The sequence below is a fragment of the Parachitinimonas caeni genome (genome assembly GCF_030129945.1).
GTDB lineage: Bacteria > Pseudomonadota > Gammaproteobacteria > Burkholderiales > Chitinimonadaceae > Parachitinimonas > Parachitinimonas caeni.
In genome coordinates, this window is record NZ_JARRAF010000014.1 from 94168 (window position 1) to 113185 (window position 19018).

General features: G+C 59.7%; 9 protein-coding genes. All 9 read left to right on the forward strand.

Going from position 1 to position 19018, the window contains the following annotated elements; all coding sequences use genetic code 11:
- Positions 1-27 precede the first annotated feature (27 nt).
- The 9 genes from PZA18_RS13345 (at position 28) to mcrC (ending at position 19002) form a co-directional block, all read left to right on the forward strand.
- Positions 28-1089, forward strand: coding sequence for a Fic family protein (locus tag PZA18_RS13345; RefSeq protein ID WP_284101345.1), 1062 nt, complete (start codon positions 28-30; stop codon positions 1087-1089).
- Complete coding sequence (locus tag PZA18_RS13350; protein WP_284101346.1) at positions 1089-3956, forward strand: SNF2-related protein; 2868 nt, start codon at positions 1089-1091, stop codon at positions 3954-3956. The genes PZA18_RS13345 and PZA18_RS13350 overlap by 1 nt, the downstream gene beginning before the upstream one ends.
- The gene (locus PZA18_RS13355; protein WP_284101347.1) at positions 3956-7039 is read left to right on the forward strand and encodes a TrlF family AAA-like ATPase; all 3084 of its coding nucleotides are present in this window, start codon (positions 3956-3958) and stop codon (positions 7037-7039) included. Before PZA18_RS13350 ends, PZA18_RS13355 begins: the two co-directional genes overlap by 1 nt.
- Positions 7040-7179: 140 nt before the next feature.
- Positions 7180-8946 (forward strand): AIPR family protein, encoded by a 1767-nt coding sequence (locus tag PZA18_RS13360; RefSeq protein WP_284101348.1) that lies wholly within the window; start codon positions 7180-7182, stop codon positions 8944-8946.
- Entirely contained in the window at positions 8946-10943 is a 1998-nt protein-coding gene (locus tag PZA18_RS13365) for an ATP-binding protein (RefSeq protein ID WP_284101349.1), read from the forward strand. The genes PZA18_RS13360 and PZA18_RS13365 overlap by 1 nt, the downstream gene beginning before the upstream one ends.
- Positions 10944-10955: 12 nt before the next feature.
- Positions 10956-12728: a site-specific DNA-methyltransferase gene (locus PZA18_RS13370; RefSeq protein WP_284101350.1), complete on the forward strand. Its 1773-nt coding sequence runs from the start codon at positions 10956-10958 to the stop codon at positions 12726-12728.
- On the forward strand, positions 12725-15457 hold the full coding sequence (locus PZA18_RS13375; RefSeq protein ID WP_284101351.1) for a DEAD/DEAH box helicase: 2733 nt from the start codon (positions 12725-12727) through the stop codon (positions 15455-15457). The genes PZA18_RS13370 and PZA18_RS13375 overlap by 4 nt, the downstream gene beginning before the upstream one ends.
- A gap of 201 nt (positions 15458-15658) precedes the next feature.
- The gene (locus tag PZA18_RS13380; RefSeq protein WP_284101352.1) at positions 15659-17881 is read left to right on the forward strand and encodes an McrB family protein; all 2223 of its coding nucleotides are present in this window, start codon (positions 15659-15661) and stop codon (positions 17879-17881) included.
- Positions 17881-19002, forward strand: coding sequence for a 5-methylcytosine-specific restriction endonuclease system specificity protein McrC (gene mcrC / locus PZA18_RS13385; protein WP_284101353.1), 1122 nt, complete (start codon positions 17881-17883; stop codon positions 19000-19002). The genes PZA18_RS13380 and mcrC overlap by 1 nt, the downstream gene beginning before the upstream one ends.
- Positions 19003-19018: the final 16 nt, after the last annotated feature.

A 19018-nucleotide genomic window follows, 5' to 3' on the forward strand; every position in this document is an offset into this window, starting at 1 on the left:
CATTCTTCCTCGTCCGGATGCTGCTGCATGCAATCACTCTCGCCAGACTACCTCGCCAAGCTGCGCTTCGACGCGCAGCAGCTGGCGACCCTGCGCGCCCTGGGTGAGTACAGAGGCAAGCAGCAGCTCTTCGTGGCGCAGTCGCCGGAGGTCTTGAGCGACCTGCGGCAAGTGGCAGTGGTCGAGTCCACCGAGTCGTCGAACCGCCTGGAAGGCGTGGTCGTCGCCGCGCACCGGCTCAAGTCACTGGTGCTCAAGAATGCCACGCCGCAAAGCCGTTCCGAGCAAGAGGTGGCAGGCTACCGCGATGCCCTCGGTCTGATCCATGAGAGCGGCGAGCAGATGCCGTTTTCCGAAGGCACGGTCCTGCAGCTGCACGGCATGCTGTACCGCTACATGCCACAGCCAGGCGGGCACTGGAAGGCCACCAACAACGACATCGTCGAGCGCCACCCCGATGGCAGCTCACGCATCCGCTTTCGTCCGGTTGCCGCGCACCTCACGCCCATCGCGATGGCGGACCTGATCGCGCGCTACCGCTTGGCCTTGGATCAGCACTTGGCAGACCCCTTGGTGCTAGTGCCGCTGGCCATCCTCGACTTCCTGTGCATCCACCCCTTCCCGGATGGCAACGGCCGCATGGCACGTCTGCTCACCCTGCAGCTGCTCTATCACTTCGACTATGCGGTGGGCCGCTTCATCAGCCTGGAGCGCATCTTCGAAGAATCGAAGGAGAGCTACTACGAAACGCTGGAGGCCAGCTCCCAAGGCTGGCACGAGGCCGCACACGACATCGCCCCGTGGCTCGATTACTTCTGGGGCGCCCTGCTGCGTGCCTACAAGGAATTTGAAGAGCGCGTGGGCACCATCGAGCGCGGCCGGGGCGCGAAGGGCGACCGCGTTCGCTCCGAAATTCTCAAACGCCAACTGCCGTTCTCGATCTCGGAGATTGAGGAGGCGTGCCCCGGCATCAGCCGCGACATGGTGCGCGTGATCCTTCGCGCCATGAAGGCCGAGGGGGTGATTGCCCCAACAGGAAAGGGACGCGGCGCGAAATGGTCGCAAGTCAAGGCGGAGGGGAAAACCTGATGCAACAGACGCTGACGACATATCAAAGCCTGTACTACGCGTGGCTGCTGACCCGACGCGCGGCAGGCGACTCTGTCGAGTCGCTCGCCTCTACCTTGGTGGACTCGCAGGTTGACCTCAACCCCCATCAGGTTGAGGCGGCCTTGTTCGCCTGTGCAAATCCACTATCGCGCGGCGTCATCCTGGCCGATGAAGTAGGTCTCGGCAAAACCATCGAGGCGGGGCTGGTGATCTCCCAGCGCTGGGCTGAGCGCCGCCGTCGCATCCTGATCATCGTGCCCGCCAACCTGCGCAAGCAATGGCATCAGGAATTGCAAGACAAGTTCAACTTGCAGGGTGTTCTGCTGGAGGCCAAGAGCTACAACGCCCTTCGCAAGCAAGACCGCCGCAACCCGTTCCAAGGCGCAACAGGCCCCGTCATCTGCTCGTACCAGTTCGCCAAGGCCAAGGCCGATGACATCAAGGCCGTCGAGTGGGATCTGGTGGTTCTGGACGAAGCCCACCGCTTGCGCAATGTCTACAAGACCAGCAACGTCATCGCCAAGACGCTGAAGGAGGCGCTGGCGCACGTTCACTCGAAGGTGCTGCTGACCGCCACACCTCTGCAGAACTCGCTGCTGGAGCTATACGGCCTTGTCAGCATGATCGACGACCGTGTGTTCGGTGACATCGACAGCTTCCGCTCGCAGTTCACCGCGCAGCCCCGTGAGCAGGCTTTCGCTGCGCTGCGCTCCAGGCTTGCGACCGTGTGCAAGCGAACGCTGCGCAGGCAAGTCCAGCAGTACGTCCCATACACGGCGAGGCGAGCCATGGTGGAGGAGTTCACCCCCTCGACTGAAGAGCGCGAACTCTCAAACTTGGTAGCCGACTACCTTCGCCGGCCCAACCTCAAAGCCCTGCCAGAGGGCCAGCGGCAGCTTATCTCGCTCGTACTGTGGAAGCTGCTGGCGTCGTCCACGCACGCAATTGCTGGCGCCCTGGAAACCATGGCCAAGCGCCTGGAAGGCGAGCTCGAAGCATCGCCCGATGTCCCCGATCTGGCTGAGGTACTCGACGACGATTACGAGTCACTCGACGAAACCGCAGACGAGTGGGATGGCAGCGCTGCGACTACAGACGCATCGCCAGCGGCCCAGCGCGACGCTGTTGCACAGGAGATCGCCGAGCTACGGCACTTCAAGACCCTGGCAACCAACATCCGCGAGAACGCCAAGGGCACCGCGCTGCTGACCGCCCTAGACAAGGCATTCGCCGAGCTTGAGCGGTTGGGAGCCGCCAAGAAGGCCATCATCTTCACCGAGTCCAAGCGCACTCAGGAGTACCTGCTCTCGCTTCTAGAGAAGACGCCCTACGGTGAAGGTATCGTGCTCTTCAACGGCACGAACAGCGATGCCCGTGCCCAAGCTGTCTACGCGGACTGGATCAAGCGCCACCAGGGCACCGACAAGATCACTGGCTCGCGCACGGCCGACACGCGCGCGGCCCTGGTGGAGCACTTCAAAGAGCGCGGCACGGTGATGATTGCCACCGAAGCAGGCGCTGAAGGCATCAACCTCCAGTTCTGCTCGCTGGTGATCAACTTTGACCTGCCATGGAACCCGCAACGGATCGAGCAGCGCATCGGTCGCTGCCATCGTTACGGACAGAAGTTTGACGTTGTGGTGGTCAACTTCGTTGACCGCAGCAATGAAGCCGACGCCCGCGTCTACGAGCTGCTGGACCAAAAGTTCCAACTCTTCGAAGGCGTATTTGGTGCCAGCGACGAAGTTCTGGGCGCCATCGGGTCGGGCGTCGATTTCGAACGCCGCATTGCGGAGATCTACCAAAACTGTCGCGATCCTGAGGAGATCAAGACCAGCTTCGAGCAGCTGCAGCGCGACCTGTCCGGCGAGATCAACGAAGCCATGGTCAAAACGCGGCAGATCCTGCTTGAGAACTTCGATGAAGAGGTTCAGGACAAGCTGCGTGTACGAGCGGAAGCTAGTAGCGCGGCGCGAAGCAAGTACGAGCGCATGCTGCTGGACTTGACGCGAGCAGAGCTCACGGGACACGCAACATTCGATGAAGAAGGATTCGTCCTACTGCGACTCCCAAGCTCCGCACTTGCTGGTGTCGAGCTGGGACGGTACGAATTGCCCCGGAGATCAGGCGAATCACATCTGTATCGGATCGGGCACCCACTCGCCGAGTGGGTAACAACCCAGGCCAAGTCCCGAAAGCTGCCGATGGCCAAACTGCTGTTTGACTACGGCGCCTACGGCACGCAGATCAGCACATTGAAGAACTATCGCGGCAAGTCTGGTTGGCTATCCGTGAGCCTGATCGCCGTGGAAGCGCTGGGCAACTTAGAAGAGCGGCTTGTCGTGGCCGCCGTCACCGTTGACGGTTCACCGCTGGCCGAAGACGACCCCTCGAAACTCCTGCGCCTACCCGTGAAGCTGGAAGGGCCGTGCGATGGCAATGCCCCGGTGTCCGAACTCGCTGAGGACAGTCTGGGCCGCAGGATGGACATCTTGCGTGAAATCAACCAGCGCAATCTGGGCTACTTCGAGCAAGAGGTCCAGAAGCTGGACGACTGGGCCGACGACCTCAAGCTGGGCATCGAGCAGGAGATCAAGGAGATCGACCGGCAGATCAAAGAAGTCCGGCGTACGGCAGCCAGTGCGCCGACGCTGGACGAGAAGTTGTCGTGGCAAAAGAAACAACGTGAGCTTGAGAGTACGCGCACGAAGCTGCGTCGCGAACTCTTCAACAAACAAGATGAAATCGAGGCCCAGCGCAACGACATCATCAGTCAGTTAGAAGGCCAGCTCAAACAACAAGTCAAAGAGCAGCCCCTTTTCTGTATTCAATGGGAGCTAATCTAATGTCAAAAAGGGAGATCGCCAGAGGTTCAGTCTGGCGCCAGTGGGATCTGCACGTGCACACACCGGCGTCCTTCCACTGGACAGGCAAGAAGTTCGACGGAGACATGTCCTCTCCTGAGAACCGCACGCTGATCGACGAAATGATCGAGGCGATGAATGCCGCTGAGCCGGCCGTCTTCGCGATCATGGACTACTGGACGTTTGACGGATGGTTCGCGCTCAAGCGCCGACTGGCCGAACCTGGCGCACCCGCGCTGAAGAAGATCGTATTTCCAGGTATCGAACTGCGACTCTCCGCCCCGACGACCAAGCGTCTCAACGCACACGTCATCTTCGCCGAGACGATCCCAGACCACCATCTGCGCGAGTTCTTGTCTGACTTGAAGCTTGAACGCACGGACAGGGCCGTGTCCAAAGAGTCCCTGATCGACTTGGCAAGAGGCACGGCTGAAGACATGCTCTTGAAGAAGGGGCACAAGAAGGCGGCTGTAGACGGAGACGACAAAGAAGCCTTGATGGCTGGGTACAAGCTGGCAGAGGTGAAGGCTGACAGCTACAAAGCCGCCATCAAGAAGGTTCCCGACGGACAAGCCATCGGATTCATGCCATTCGATACGAGTGATGGCCTGACAGAGGTGAAATGGGAGGACCACTATGCCTACTTCCTCGGTCTCCTTGAGTCGTCTCCCATCTTCGAGTCACGCAATGCCGAGCTCAGAACTGCATTCCTCTGCGAGGAAACGCCGAAGAACAAGGCTTGGATCGGCAACTTCAAGCATGGTCTCAAGAGCATCCCGAGGCTCGTTGTCTCCGGCAGCGATGCACACTGTTTCGTCGGCGTCGCGGGCGACAACGACCGCCGTGGGTACGGCGACTTCCCTTCAGGCAAAAAGACCTGGATCAAAGCTGACCTGTCTTTCCATGGATTGAAGCAGGCGATCCTGGAACCGGCCAAGCGGTCGTTCATTGGAGAAAAACCACCCAAGCTCCAGGCCGTGGAGACCAGCAAGACTCACTTCATCGAGTCGATCGAAGTTACCAAGACGGGCAACAAGACTGGTATCGGCAACTGGTTGCACGGCTGCGATCTGCCTCTCAATCCGGACCTTGTTGCCATCATCGGAAACAAAGGCAGCGGCAAGAGCGCCCTGGCTGATGTGATTGCGACCCTTGGTCACTCCCGGCAAGCAAAGCACTTCAGTTTTCTCAAGCGCGATCGCTTCCTAGGTAAGAGCGGAGATCCCGCACGTCATTTCACAGGCACCTTGACGTGGCAAGACGAGAGCACAGAGGCGCGGACGCTGGAGATTCTTCCCACAGATGACAAGCAGGAGCTGGTCAGATACATCCCTCAGAACTACTTCGAGGAGCTCTGCAACGATCACGTTTCTGGGAAGTCAGACGCGTTTGAGAAGGAGTTGCGGGCCGTCATCTTCTCGCACACCAGCGAGGCGATGCGTCTTGGTGCGCTCGATTTCGATCAGCTCACCGAACAGCAAGAACAAGCGCTGAGAAATCGACTGGGGGAGTTCCGCAAGGAGCTGAAGACCCTCAACGCCAGCATCGCTCGGATTGAAGACCAGCTCCAGCCGATTGAGGAGAAGAAGCTGACGGACCAGTTGCTGGTCAAGACACGCGAGATCGACGAGCACCAGAAAATCAAGCCAGCGGAAGTTGCCCCGCCGCCTGAAACCCTGGAACCCGAGCAGAAGGAAGCCGCCGAAGCGCTTGCGGCCACGGCTCAGAAAATCGAAGCATCTACCAAGCGTACTCAGCAGATCCAGTCGGAAATCACCTCAATCGCCAAGAAGCAGAAGGCGATAGCCAATGCAAGGGAGCAGCTGCGACTACTCCAGCGCGCCTACGAGCAAGCCCAGCAACAGGTTGCTGAAGATCTCCAGCTTGCGGGCTTGAACTGGGCCGACGTGGCTAAGCTGGAGATCAAGACCAGTTTGCTCGATGAACGGTCTACTGTCCTCACTGCGGAGCAGTCGACTTTGCAGACCGAGGCTGGTACTTTGGCCAGCGCCCTCGGGACTCTCGAAGAAGAGAAGAAAGTACACGCGACCAAGCTCAACGCCCGTCAACAGCAGTTCGAAACGTACCAACACCAGCTCGCAGAATGGACCAAGAAGCTGGATGCGCTGACTGGCACCCCGACTGACCCGGACACCAAGGTAGGCCTGGAAACCAGACTGGCCCAGATCAAAGAGCTGCCTGCCAAGCGTGCGGAACTGCAAGCAGCACGGCTTCAGCTGACTGCCGAGATCTTCGACTCCTTGGATGCGCAACGTAAGGCGCGAGAAGAGCTCTTCAAGCCGGTGCAAGACTTGATCAAGGCGAATGACTTGATCCGCGAGGACTACCGGCTTCAGTTCCAGGCGACGCTGGCCGCTTCGGCCGAGGCCATCGCGGAACGTCTCTTTGCTTTGATCAAACAAACCTCAGGTGTGCTGCGCGGCCAAGACGAGGCTCTGTTGACGGTCAAGAAGCTGTTTGATGGCCACGACTTGAACGCCAAGCAAGGCGCCCTGGCCTTTGCGACTGCCTTGCATGAAACGCTTGAACAGGCGGCCAAGGGGCCTGGCGCTGAGATCGGTATTGCCAGCCTGCTGAAGAAGGACCAATCGGCAGTTTCGGTCTACGACTTGATTTTCGGGCTCGATTTTCTTGAGCCACGGTATTCACTGCTCTTCCAGGATACGCAGATTGAGCAGCTGTCTCCCGGACAGCGCGGCGCGCTTTTGTTGATCTTCTATTTGCTGGTGGACAACGGCAAGACGCCCATCATCCTGGACCAGCCCGAAGAAAACCTGGACAACGAGACTGTTTTCCGTCTCTTGGTTCCGGTGCTATCTGAGGCCAAAAAGAAGCGCCAGATCATCATGGTCACGCACAACCCGAACCTGGCAGTGGTCTGTGACGCCGAGCAGATTATTCATGCATCGTTTGATCGAGCCTCGAACTGCAGCATCAATTACGTAGCTGGCTCATTGGAAAACCCGACGCTAAACAGCGCCGTTGTGACCGTGCTCGAAGGCACCAAGCCGGCATTCAACAATCGCTCTGGGAAGTACCACTGACATGGTGTTCCTGCCGCCCCCCAATACTTCCAAGCCGAGCTCTGGTACCAGAGGAAAAGATTGCCTCTCTGCCCAGCCGCGCGATGCGAGCGCACGAATTGCAGCAGCGCATTTTTCGTCGCTGATTGAGCGTTGACTTTATGGCAACAGCACCAATTCGCCCACTTGAACTAGACCTGCTGTGCCAAAAGCTGGAAGCCGACTACGCAGCACTCATCACGGGAACGGGCACAAGCCCGGAGTCCCGCCGCAGCAATTTCCTGTCCAAGGCGATTGCGGCGTTCGTACTGCATGAAGCCGCTGGCGCGACCTTGGAAGAGGCCGTCGCCGCGAGCATCGACGGCGGCCTGGACCACGGCATCGACTCGGTATTCGTGGCTAACGATCAAACCATCTGGCTCGTCCAGTCGAAGTACAAAGAGTCCGGCTCCGGTGAGCCCGAGCTTGGTGACGTGGCCAAGTTTCGGGATGGCGTCACCGATCTCATCCAGGGCCGCTGGGGCCGCTTCAACAACGCACTTCAGAACCGCAGCGGCGCAATAGCCAATGCATTGAACAGCGGCGTCTGCAAGGTCAAAGTGGTACTCGCCTACTCCGGTACGGCAGTATCCGATGACCGAAGGGACATCTTTTCCGACCTGGAGCGTGCGTTCAATGGGCCGAATCCCGGATTCCTGCGCTGCCACGCTTACGGGCTCACTACCCTTCACGATCTCCACTTGGACGGCATCTCGGCCGAAGCCATAGAAGCCGATGTCGAGCTGAAGGACTTCGGGCACACCCAGGCACCTTACAAGGCGTTCTACGGCCGCATGGAGGCCAAGCGCCTTGCAGAACTGTGGGTGGAGTACGAAGACCGCCTGGTTGACCGCAACATCCGACGCTTCAAGGGAACGACAACCGTCAACGCCGGCCTCACGGAGACGCTGCAACAGGAGCCAGAGCACTTCTTCTACTTCAACAATGGCGTCACGTTCCTTTGTGAGGCCATCAATGAGCAGCATCCTCGCGACCCCCATCGGGAGTCAGGGAGATTTCATGTGCGAGGGCTTTCCATCATCAACGGCGCCCAGACCGTGGGGGCCATCGCCAAAGAGCCGATAGCCCACTACGACGCGAATCCCGCCATGGTGATGGCGACGTTTGTGTGCCTGGACAACGCGCCTGACGGCTTTGGCGATCAGGTAACGCAGTCCCGGAACCGTCAGAACGCGGTTGACTTGGAAGACTTCGCCGCATTGGATGAGCGGCAAGCCATGTGGCAGCAGACGCTGCGGATGGCCGGTATCGAGTACATCGTCAAGCATGGTCAAGACGATGCGCCGGCATCCCCAACCAGTTTCAGCGCCCGAGAGCTGGCACCGTTTTTGGCCTGCACGGTGACGACGAGCGATTGGCAGGACTACCTGGTGGCTGCAAAGTCAGACAAGAAGCGGCTCTTCGGACGAGAGGGTCTCGTCCCTGCGACCGATCCGTTACGCCAGTCCTACGAGCGGCTGTTCGCGGATTCTCTGACGGCCAAGCAGATGTGGCGCATTGCCCAGATCGGCCGCACCGTCATCCGCAAGATTCGAGATCGAGCAAGTGCTGAGGGCGATCCCCAAGGCTTAGCGCCAGGCACGCTGCCCGCCAGAGAGGTGCTGACCCACGGTGCGTGGATGGTGCTGCACGTGATCTTCATCCGGCTGCCACTGCACAACGGTGCCGAATTGAATCTCAGCGCAGACGAACAGACGGCACTCTCTCGCGAGATCGACTCCGTGGCAGATAGCTTGGTCTCCGTCGTTCAAGCAATCCAATGGAACAAGCAAGCTCGCAGCGTCTTTGAAAACAAAACGGACTGTCGATCCGTGAAAGGCCGTTTGATGGCGGCCTTGGCGCAGCAGAACCAGGGAGGAAATCAATAGTGCAAGCCAACATCAAGGGGCTGGTAGACCGCCTGGAGCTTTCCCAGGCCAAGGCCATGATGCCTCTGTACGAGGCCATCTCCAACGCTGTTGATGCCATCGAAGAGCATCAAGACGGCTTTATCAACCACTCGATCCGCATCCGGTTGATCGCCTCCAATGACCTGGCCCACCAGGGCGGAGACGGAACGCTGGTCGTGGACGGCTTCGATGTCATCGACGATGGCGTGGGCTTCAACGACAAGAACCTGGCCTCCTTCAAGGAGGCCCACACCCTTTCGAAGGTGAAGCTGGGTGGCCGAGGTGTCGGCCGCTTCACCTTTCTGAAGGTGTTCTCGTCAGTCCGCATTCGCAGCGTCTTCAAACGCGAGGGCCAGGCCCTGCTGCGCGAGTTCGACTTCAGCATTGAAGATGAGCTGAAGGGCGCGGATGTCACGTCCGAGGTCACTGAGAACTGCGGTACGCAGACCTCTTTGCGCGGCATGGACGAGAAGTTCCGCGCCGGGTGGCCCACCCAGCCCGAGACAATTGCCGAGCGCGTGATCGCGCATTTCCTGATTCGGTTCGCGGCCCGCTCTTGCCCGCCGATGACGCTGGAATCACCTGGTCACGCGCCGATTGACCTGCACGCGCTGTTCCAGTCCACGGTGCTGGCCCACATTGAGGAGCAATTCTTCGATGTGTCCGGCCATACGTTCGCTTTGCAGGCCTATCGACACCGTGATGGCCGCTCGCGCCACGAGCTGAACCTGTGCGCCAACGGCCGGGAAGTCACCACCACCAAGCTGCGAGACCTGCTGCCGGAGCTGCCAGAGAAGTTTCTCGATGACGAGCAGTCACCCTACACCCTCATCGTGCTGGTGACCGGGGAGTACCTGGACGATCATGCCAACCAAGAGCGCACGCGCATCGCCTTCCAAAGCGACGACGAGCCCGAGCTGGAGCAGACACTGGTTTCTCGCCGCGCCTTGAACCAAGGCATCACAGGCGCATTGCGCCCTCTGCTCTCGGGCGACCTGAAGTCAACCAACGAGGAGAAGCGCGTCCAGATCGAGAGGTTCGTCGAGCAAGCGCCGGAATACCGGGCGCTGACGCATCCTCGCTACCGCGAAATCATCGAACAGCGAATTCAACCCGGCCTGTCGGACGAGAAATTGGACGAAGCACTCTTGCATGTCAAACGGGACGTAGAAGACAGTGTCCGCAAAGACTTGCGCCACGCGGCCACCTACTTTGAGACCGAGTCGTTTGAGCAGTATGCCGAGCGATTCCAGGCACTTGCCGAACAGGCCAACGAGCTGGGCAAGGCCGAGCTTGCGAAGTACATCACCCATCGTCGGACAATTCTTGACTTGGTGTCGCTGAGCCTCAAAAAACGACGCTCAGACAACAAATACCCGCTTGAGCGGGTCTTGCACAAGATGCTCTTTCCCATGGGTGCCACATCAAAGGACATCTTCTTTGAGCAGCAGAATCTGTGGGTGATCGACGAGCGGCTTTGTTATCACACCCTGCTCACCTCGGACAAGAAGCTGAAATCAATTGAGGGGCTTGAAGATACGTCCGGCAAGGAGCCCGACATCTGCGCTTTTTTCTACGATACCCCCATCGGTGTGCGGGAAGAAGAGGACTCCACAGGCGCGATTGTCGTCATCGAGTTCAAGCGGCCTGGTCGCGACGACTATCAGGCGGACCCCGCGCAGCAAATCATCAAGCGGTTTGTCGAGATTCAAGAAAGCAAGCTCGATGATGTGGATGGCAGGCCCATCAACGCACGCGGCATTCGGTTTTTCGGCTATTTGATCGCGGATCTAACACCGTCTCTCAAGCGGGAGATGCGCATGAACTATCACGAGTCGATTGACGGCGAAGGCTATTTCAGGACGCTCACGGGCGGCAACGGCTACGTCGAAATCATTTCCTACGACAAGCTTTTGAAGGACGCAGCACGCAGAAATCGCGTGCTGTTCGAGAAGCTTGGTCTGCACAAGAACTAAGGTGACACCACCATGAGCAAACAAAAACTAGAACTCACCTGGATCGGGAAGGAAAAGAGGCCCATGCTGGAGCCGCGCATCCTGCTCGAAGACCCGGAGAAGTCCTACCACGCCAAGTATCGCGTGACCGATAGCGACATCTTCGACAACCGTTTGATCTTCGGCGACAACTTGCTGGCATTGAAAGCGCTGGAACAGGAATTTGCGGGCAAGGTGAAATGCGTCTTCATTGACCCACCGTACAACACTGGCAGCGCCTTTGCACAGTACGACGATGGTTTGGAGCACTCAATTTGGCTTGGGCTTATGCGCGACCGTCTTGAGATCATCCGCCGATTGATGGCCGAGGATGGATCACTATGGATCACGATTGATGACAACGAGTCGCACTACTTGAAAGTGGTTTGTGACGAAGTATTTGGTCGAGTCAACTTCGTCTCAAATGTCGTATGGCAGAAAAAGTCATCGCCACAAGCCAATGCAACATGGCTTTCGGATAGCCATGATCACATTCTTGTCTACGCCAAGGACAAGATGCGCTTTCAACCTAGGAAACTGGGTCGAACCGAAAAGCAAAACGAAATCTACAAGCATTCCGATGAACACGACGGCATCGGAGAAGACGGGAAGTGGTATGGGCGCGGCCCTTGGTTCCCGGGCGATTTCACGCTCAGTCTCGCATCCGGCGCGCGAGGTAAGCAGTACGCGAAGACGGGTGTCAGCGACAACATCTATCCAATCACTACTCCTTCGGGCCGAGAGGTTCTGCCAGCGAAGGGACGCGCCTGGGCATATGTCCGTTCATCATACGAGCGACTTCTGACAGAGCATCGCGTCCATTTCGGCAAGGATGGAAGCAGTAAACCAACCATCAAACGTTTCCTGTCCGAAATTGAAGGTGACGGGGTTCCGGCCATGACGACCTGGCACTACTCCGAAGTCGGCGAGAACCGAACTGCCGCACAGGAGGTTAAGGTTTTTAATCCCGAATCACCATTCGCGACTCCAAAGCCGGAGAAGTTGATTTCCCGGATTCTTGAGATCGCTTCTGTGCCAGGGGATATTGTTCTCGATTCATTCGCTGGCTCAGGCACGACTGGTGCCGTTGCGCACAAGATGGGGCGCCGCTGGATCATGGTGGAGTTGGGTGATCACATCGACACACACATCGCCCCCCGACTGCGGAAGGTGGTTGATGGCGAAGACGGGGGGGGGATTTCGGCGAGCGTTGGCTGGAATGGCGGCGGAGGTTTCCGTTACTACAAGCTCGCCCCTAGCCTCATCGTCAGCGACCGTTGGGGCAATCCGGTCATCAACCCCGAGTACAACGCTGCGCAGCTGGCTGAGGCCCTCGCCAAACTGGAAGGCTTCACCTACGCCCCATCGGAGGTGCAGTGGTGGCAGCACGGACATTCCAGCGAACGGGACTTCATCTACGTCACGACCCAGAACCTGTCGGCTGAGCAGCTCCAAGCGCTGTCTGATGACGTTGGCAGCGATCAGAGCCTGCTGGTCTGCTGCGCAGCATTCCACGGCGTCACTGCTGCCAAGGCATCCGAACGCTGGCCGAACCTGACGCTGAAAAAGATTCCAAAGATGGTGCTGGCCCGCTGTGAGTGGGGCCACGACGACTACAGCCTGAACGTCGCCAATCTGCCGATTGCGGAGAAGGCTGAACCGGCCAAAGAGCCCGAGGCTGCAAGCGGCTCTGCTACACGCAAGACCAAGAAATCCGCCGCCACGAATGCGGGGCAAGGCGGTCTGTTCGGGGAGAACGAAGAATGAATGCACGCGTCCAGAACGCCGTCACAGGCCGACTGTCTCTGCGCCCGCCGCAAGCCGAGTCCCTTGCGAAGCTAGTGCGCGCTATCGAGGCCGCGCCGGAGCTGCTCGGCCACGCCCAGAACGTGGCGGCCATCCTTGCCACGCTGACGGCGGAATTCCCCACGCTGGAGGACTTTGAACGCGAGTTCCCCTCGCTGTGCTTCTCGCTGGCCACCGGCGTGGGCAAGACACGGCTGATGGGCGCGTTCATTGCCTACCTGCACCTGGCGCATGGCATCAACAACTTCTTCGTGCTGGCGCCCAACCTGACGATCTACAACAAGCTGATCACCGACTTCACGCGCAATACGCCCAAGTACGTGTTCAAGGGAATCGCCGAATTCGCTCAGCAGCCGCCCTTGATCATCACGGGGGACAACTACGACCAGACCGGTGCGGTGGTTCAGGACCAGACGATGGGCTTTGCGCACGACGTGCGCATCAACATCTTCAATATCTCCAAGATCAACTCCGAGGTGCGTGGCGGCAAGGAGCCGCGCATCAAGCGCATGCGAGAGGTGCTGGGAGACAGCTACTTCAACCACCTGGCCAGCCTGGACGACCTGGTGCTGTTGATGGACGAGTCGCACCGCTACCGGGCCAGTGCGGGGGTGCGGTCCATCAACGAACTGAAGCCCTTGTTTGGCCTTGAGGTGACGGCCACCCCGTTCGTGGAATCCACGCGAGGCCCTGTGCCTTTCAAGAACGTGGTGATGGACTACCCGCTGGCAAGGGCGATGAAGGATGGCTTTGTCAAAGAGCCAGCGGCGGTGACCCAACGCAACTTCGACCCCAAGGCGCACTCGGCCGAGGAGATCGAGAAGATCAAACTGGAGGACGGCGTTCGCCTGCACGAGACCACCAAGGTCGAGTTGCTGACCTATGCCCGAGAAAATGGCGTGAAGGTGGTCAAGCCGTTCATGCTCGTCATCGCGCGAGACACCACACATGCGTCGCAGCTGAAGACTTTGATTGAGTCGTCGGCCTTCTACGAAGGGCGCTATGCGGGCAAGGTGATTCAGGTGGACTCCAGCCGCACGGGGGCTGAAGAGGAGGAGATGATTGCCAAGCTCCTGGCGGTGGAGAGCGTGGACGAACCCACCGAGATCGTCATCCACGTCAATATGCTCAAAGAGGGCTGGGACGTGACCAACCTCTACACCATCGTCCCCCTGCGCGCGGCCAACGCGCGCACGCTGATCGAGCAGTCCATCGGTCGCGGCTTGCGTCTGCCCTATGGAAAGCGCACGGGTGTCGCGGCGGTGGACCGATTGAACATCGTCGCGCACGACAAGTTCCAGGAGATCATCGACGAGGCCAACCGAGGAGACTCACCAATCCGCCTGGAGCGGGTGTTCCTGGACGCTCCAAGCGCTGACGACAAGAAGGTGAGCGTGCAGGTCAGCTCAGGCGCCATGGCCCGTCTGGGTCTTGCAGAGCCCCCGCCCGTGGCTGCCAGCGCTGTCAGCGCGGGAGCGGCACCGGCCGCCGCGCCTGCGCCCGTGTTCACCACAGAGCGCGAGCGCCAAGCCGCTCGCGTGGTGATGGATGTGATCGGCAAGTACGAGGTGATGCGTGACCTCGTGCCGACGAGCAATGCGCTGCTCACCCCCGAGGTGCAATCGGCCATCCTGGCTGAAGTGACAGAGCGACTGAAGCCTGCCCAGGGGGAGTTGCTGGCTGAAGCGGACGATGCCGCACCGGCTCTTGATTTGTCGGCCGTCGTGTGCAAGACCACGGAGATCGTGGTTCAGCAAACCATCGACATTCCGCGAATAGCAGTGGTGCCTACCGGGGAGGTCACCACTGGCTTCCACCCGTTTAAGCTGGGCTCACTGCCCAACTTTCAGCCGGGTCAACGGGAGATCGTCGGCCAAGAGCTGCGCACGAACCATCAGTTCACCATGAGCCGTGAAGCGGGCATCAGAGAGCAGCGCTTCGAGGACTACATCGTCAAGAAGCTGATCGACTACGACGACATCGACTACTTCACACAGGCCGAGTTGCTCTACGACTTGGCCGGTCAGGCGGTAGCCCACTACCAGGCGCAGAGCTACTCGGAAAACGAGCTGCACGAAGTGTTCGACACCTATGGTGCAGAGCTCGCCCGCCTGATCCGGGCCGAGATGATGGCCCACTTCTGGGAAGAGGCCACGGATTACGAGGTGCAGGTCAGCCGAGGTTTCACAGAACTCAAACCGTGCAACTACACGGCGGTCGCCGGGCAGACGGCACACAACTACCGTGAAACGGTGACCGAGCTGAGCAAGATCAAGCAGATGCTGTTCGGCGGTTTCTCCCGCTGCCTCTACCCACTGCAGAAGTTTGACTCGGACACCGAGCGGCGCTTCGCTGTCATTCTGGAACGCGATGCTTTGAAGTGGTTCAAGCCCGCCAAAGGGCAGTTCCAGATTTACTACAAGCTGGGCAGTGAGCAGCCGGAATACATCCCCGACTTCGTGGCGGAGACCGACTCGATGATCCTCATGGTGGAGACCAAGAAGCGGGACGACTTGAGCTCGGACGAGGTGAAGTCAAAGGCCGCCGCTGCTGTTCGCTGGTGCTCGCACGCGTCAGCTCACGCGGCCACGGTAGGCAGCAAACCGTGGCGCTACTTGCTGGTGCCGCACGATGAAATCAAGGAGTCGGACCGACTGACCGCCTTCCTGCGGTTCGAGCTGAAGGCTTGAGGGAGATGCAGAACCTACCAGCAGGCGCCGCGAAATAAAGAACCCCTCAGCGGCGCACCCGCTCGAAAGCGAGAACACCGAGAGGGGCCGTGTTGCATGCGATTGTGAGGGGCCTACAGCGCAGGGTCAATACAGGCCGTGATGCGGTGGCGCCGTGAATCGGCATCGCAATCGTCCAAGCAATTGCTTTGACGCATAAGGATGACGAAGGGAGAAAAAATGACAGAGCAGACCAGCAACCAAGCGTCCGGTACAACGTGGTTCGTCGGAGCCAGCTTCGGTCACACCGATGATCAGAGCGCCCGCTTCCTCGAAGAAGGCATCTGGGAGATCAGTAGCCCCAGCCAGAAGGAGCAGGCGCTGGTTCGCTCCATGCGGCCTGGTGAGCGCATTGCCATCAAGGCCGCGTATGTGCGCAAGCACGGTCTGCCTTTCGACAACCGTCAGCAGACGGTGTCCGTCATGGGCATCAAGGCCATCGGCGTCATCACCGAGAACCCACAGGACGGTGAACGCGTCAAAGTGCAGTGGCAGCCCGCCGATGGCGTGCGCGAGTGGTACTTCTACACCTACCGCCCCACCATCTGGCGCGTTGTGCCCGGCGAATGGAATGCGGATGCGCTGATCGAGTTCGCATTCAACGGCAAGCCCCAAGACATCGAGCGATTCCGCAACGCGCCGTACTGGAAGGACCGCTTCGGCACCCTGTTCCAGTGGGCGGACTTCTACGAGGCCATCGCCGAGAAGCTGCTGGCCTACGCAAGCAACCGAGTGCCGCTCATTCAGGGCATCCACCAGATTGCTCAGCGTGTGCAGGGCCTGGGCTATCTGCAGGACAAATTCCCAGATGGAAGCAGCGGCCCACTGCAGGACATCTGCCCGTTCACAGTAATGGGCACTTTCAACCGAGGCTTGACGGACGCCAACCGCAAGCTGATTGCTGCAGAGCTGGCGAAGCTGCTTGGCGTCACCGTGCCTGTGCCAGCGACGTTCGAAGGCATCCCCGTACTCAACAACCAGCGCTCCTGGTTCTTCCGTTACGCGGACAAGCGAGGGGCCGGAGACATTGATGCCCTTTGGCGCGTCTTTGCCGCAGCGCAGGCACTGGTTGAAGACGACGGACCGGGCACCCGCGACGAGTTCATCGAGGCCTATGACGCCGCGACCCAGGTCTGGGGTGTGGCGTGGAATCTGTCCACTGGCTTGTATTGGACTGCCCCCTGGGAGTTTCCGACGCTGGACAGCCAGTCGCGGCATTACATCCAGAAGCGCCTGGGCGTTCCGATCACCACCCCAGCGCCGCAAGCGCCATGTGATGCGGCCACGTTTTTGCAACTTGCCGACGACTTGCGTACGCGGTTCGCGGAGGAAGACTACCCGGTGCACAGCTTCCCGGAGTTGTCGCTGGCATCGTGGCAGTTCAAGGATGCGACGCCTGCGCCTCAGGAGGACGAAGTCACGCCAGACATGCCACGCGAAGACGCAGGCGAAGAACGTGCAGCCGAAGTCGTCCAGTCTCAGGCCCCCATCGTTCCCTACTCGCTCGCCGACATCACGCGTGACGGCTGCTTCATGTCGGAGCCAGAGCTTGAGCAGCTACTGGACCGGCTGCGCACGAAAAAGAATCTGATCCTGCAGGGGCCACCCGGCACCGGCAAGACATGGCTGGCCAAGCGATTGGCCTTTGCCTTGATGGGGCAAATGGACGAAAGCAAGGTCAGAGCCGTCCAGTTCCACCCGAATCTTTCGTACGAGGACTTCGTGCGCGGCTGGCGGCCTACTGGTGAAGGCAAGCTGACGCTCGCCGATGGTGTCTTCATGGAAGCCATCAAGGCTGCGAAAAAGGAGCCCGCAGCCAAGTTCGTCGTCGTCATCGAGGAGATCAACCGAGGCAATCCGGCCCAGGTGTTCGGTGAGTTGCTGACGCTGCTGGAGGCAGGCAAGCGCACCCCCAGCGAGGCGTTGGAGCTGTGCTACCCGGATGCTGACGGCGTACGCCGGCCGGTCCACATCCCCGAGAACCTTCATCTCATCGGCACCATGAACATCGCGGATCGGTCGTTGGCGCTGGTTGATCTGGCGTTGCGGCGCCGCTTTGCGTTTGTTGGTCTTGAGCCCCGTCTCGGCCCAGCATGGCGAAGCTGGGTGGTTTCAGCGTGCGGCGTGGATGAAGCACTGGCGTCAGACATTGAGCGACGCATGGCCGAGCTGAACGAGCAGATTGCAGCGGATGCACGCTTGGGCAAGCAGTTTCGAATCGGTCACAGCTATGTCACGCCCGTGCATCGGCTGGATGCGGGCAGCACCCGGCGATGGTTCCAGCAAGTCGTGGACACAGAAATCGGCCCCCTGCTGGACGAGTATTGGTTTGACTCCCCAGAGGAGGCACGTCAGGCCACCGAACGGTTGCTGCAGGGCTGGTGATGGGTCTGATCGCGCCACCGATTTCCGCCGAAACAGGGTTCACGCCCGGATTCGTGGGGCGCATTCCTGTCCGGAACCTGTGGCTGTTGATGCTGTATGCGTCGGACCTGTTTCGGACTGGCGGCACCGCCCATGTGGCAGTCGAAGAAAGCCCAGATGAGTTGCCCGATCTGGTGGCCGAAATTTTGGCCCATGCCGTTGAGACTCGGCTGCATCGTCAGCTGAGCCTGGGCTACCGATCTCGGGAAGAGTGGCTCAGCCGCGTTCGCGGGCGCATCGATGTGCTGACCACTGAGCGGCGTCAGTTGCTGGATCGCGGCTTGGTGGCCTGCCGCTTTGCGGAGCTCACCATCGACACGCCACGGAATCGTTTTGTCCGCGCTGCATTGGAGTCCGTTGCTCGCCTGGTCAAGAAGCCGGCTGTCGCCCATCGGTGTCGATCGCTTGCTGCAGCGATGTGGTCCCGAGGCGTCGCAGGCCAGCCGCCGACCCGCGCCCAAATGAGTGTTGATCGATTCGGAGGCCATGATTCGGACGACCAGTTCATGGTGGCAGCAGCCAAGCTTGCCTATGACCTGGCGCTACCCACGGAATCCGCAGGCGGCAACGTGCTGGCGATGCCTGGCCGGGAGGAGGCTTGGGTTCGTCGTCTGTTTGAGCGCGCCGTTGGCGGCTTGTATGCCGTGGTGCTCAGTCCACTCGGGTGGCATGTTCGTTGTGGCGCCACGCTGCAATGGCAAATCTCGTCCAAGACGGACGGTATTGATGACATCTTGCCCGCCATGCGGACCGACGTGGTGCTCGACCATGGCGGCTCGGGACGTCGTATCGTCATCGACACCAAGTTCACCTCCATCGTCACGGCAGGGTGGTATCGGGAGCAAAGCCTGCGCAGCGGCTACATCTACCAGATGTATGCCTATCTGCGGTCACAGGTCGGCTGTGGCGATGCACTGGCAGACTCGGCAAGCGGCCTGTTGTTGCACCCCGCCGTTGGAACGATGGTCGATGAGACAGTCGTCATCCAGGGTCATCCGCTCCGCTTTGCGACCGTGGACTTGGCAGCGAAACCTGCAGAGATTCGTGCGCAGTTGCTGAAGTGCGTCGAGGTGCCATGTTGACGCGCTCCTGGCCGCT

Coding starts and splice junctions, on each gene's coding strand:
- PZA18_RS13360 (WP_284101348.1), top strand. CDS start 7,180: ATGGCAACAGCACCAATTCGCCCACTTGAACTAGACCTGCTGTGCCAA.
- PZA18_RS13380 (WP_284101352.1), top strand. CDS start 15,659: ATGACGAAGGGAGAAAAAATGACAGAGCAGACCAGCAACCAAGCGTCC.
- mcrC (WP_284101353.1), top strand. CDS start 17,881: ATGGGTCTGATCGCGCCACCGATTTCCGCCGAAACAGGGTTCACGCCC.
- PZA18_RS13350 (WP_284101346.1), top strand. CDS start 1,089: ATGCAACAGACGCTGACGACATATCAAAGCCTGTACTACGCGTGGCTG.
- PZA18_RS13375 (WP_284101351.1), top strand. CDS start 12,725: ATGAATGCACGCGTCCAGAACGCCGTCACAGGCCGACTGTCTCTGCGC.
- PZA18_RS13370 (WP_284101350.1), top strand. CDS start 10,956: ATGAGCAAACAAAAACTAGAACTCACCTGGATCGGGAAGGAAAAGAGG.
- PZA18_RS13355 (WP_284101347.1), top strand. CDS start 3,956: ATGTCAAAAAGGGAGATCGCCAGAGGTTCAGTCTGGCGCCAGTGGGAT.
- PZA18_RS13345 (WP_284101345.1), top strand. CDS start 28: ATGCAATCACTCTCGCCAGACTACCTCGCCAAGCTGCGCTTCGACGCG.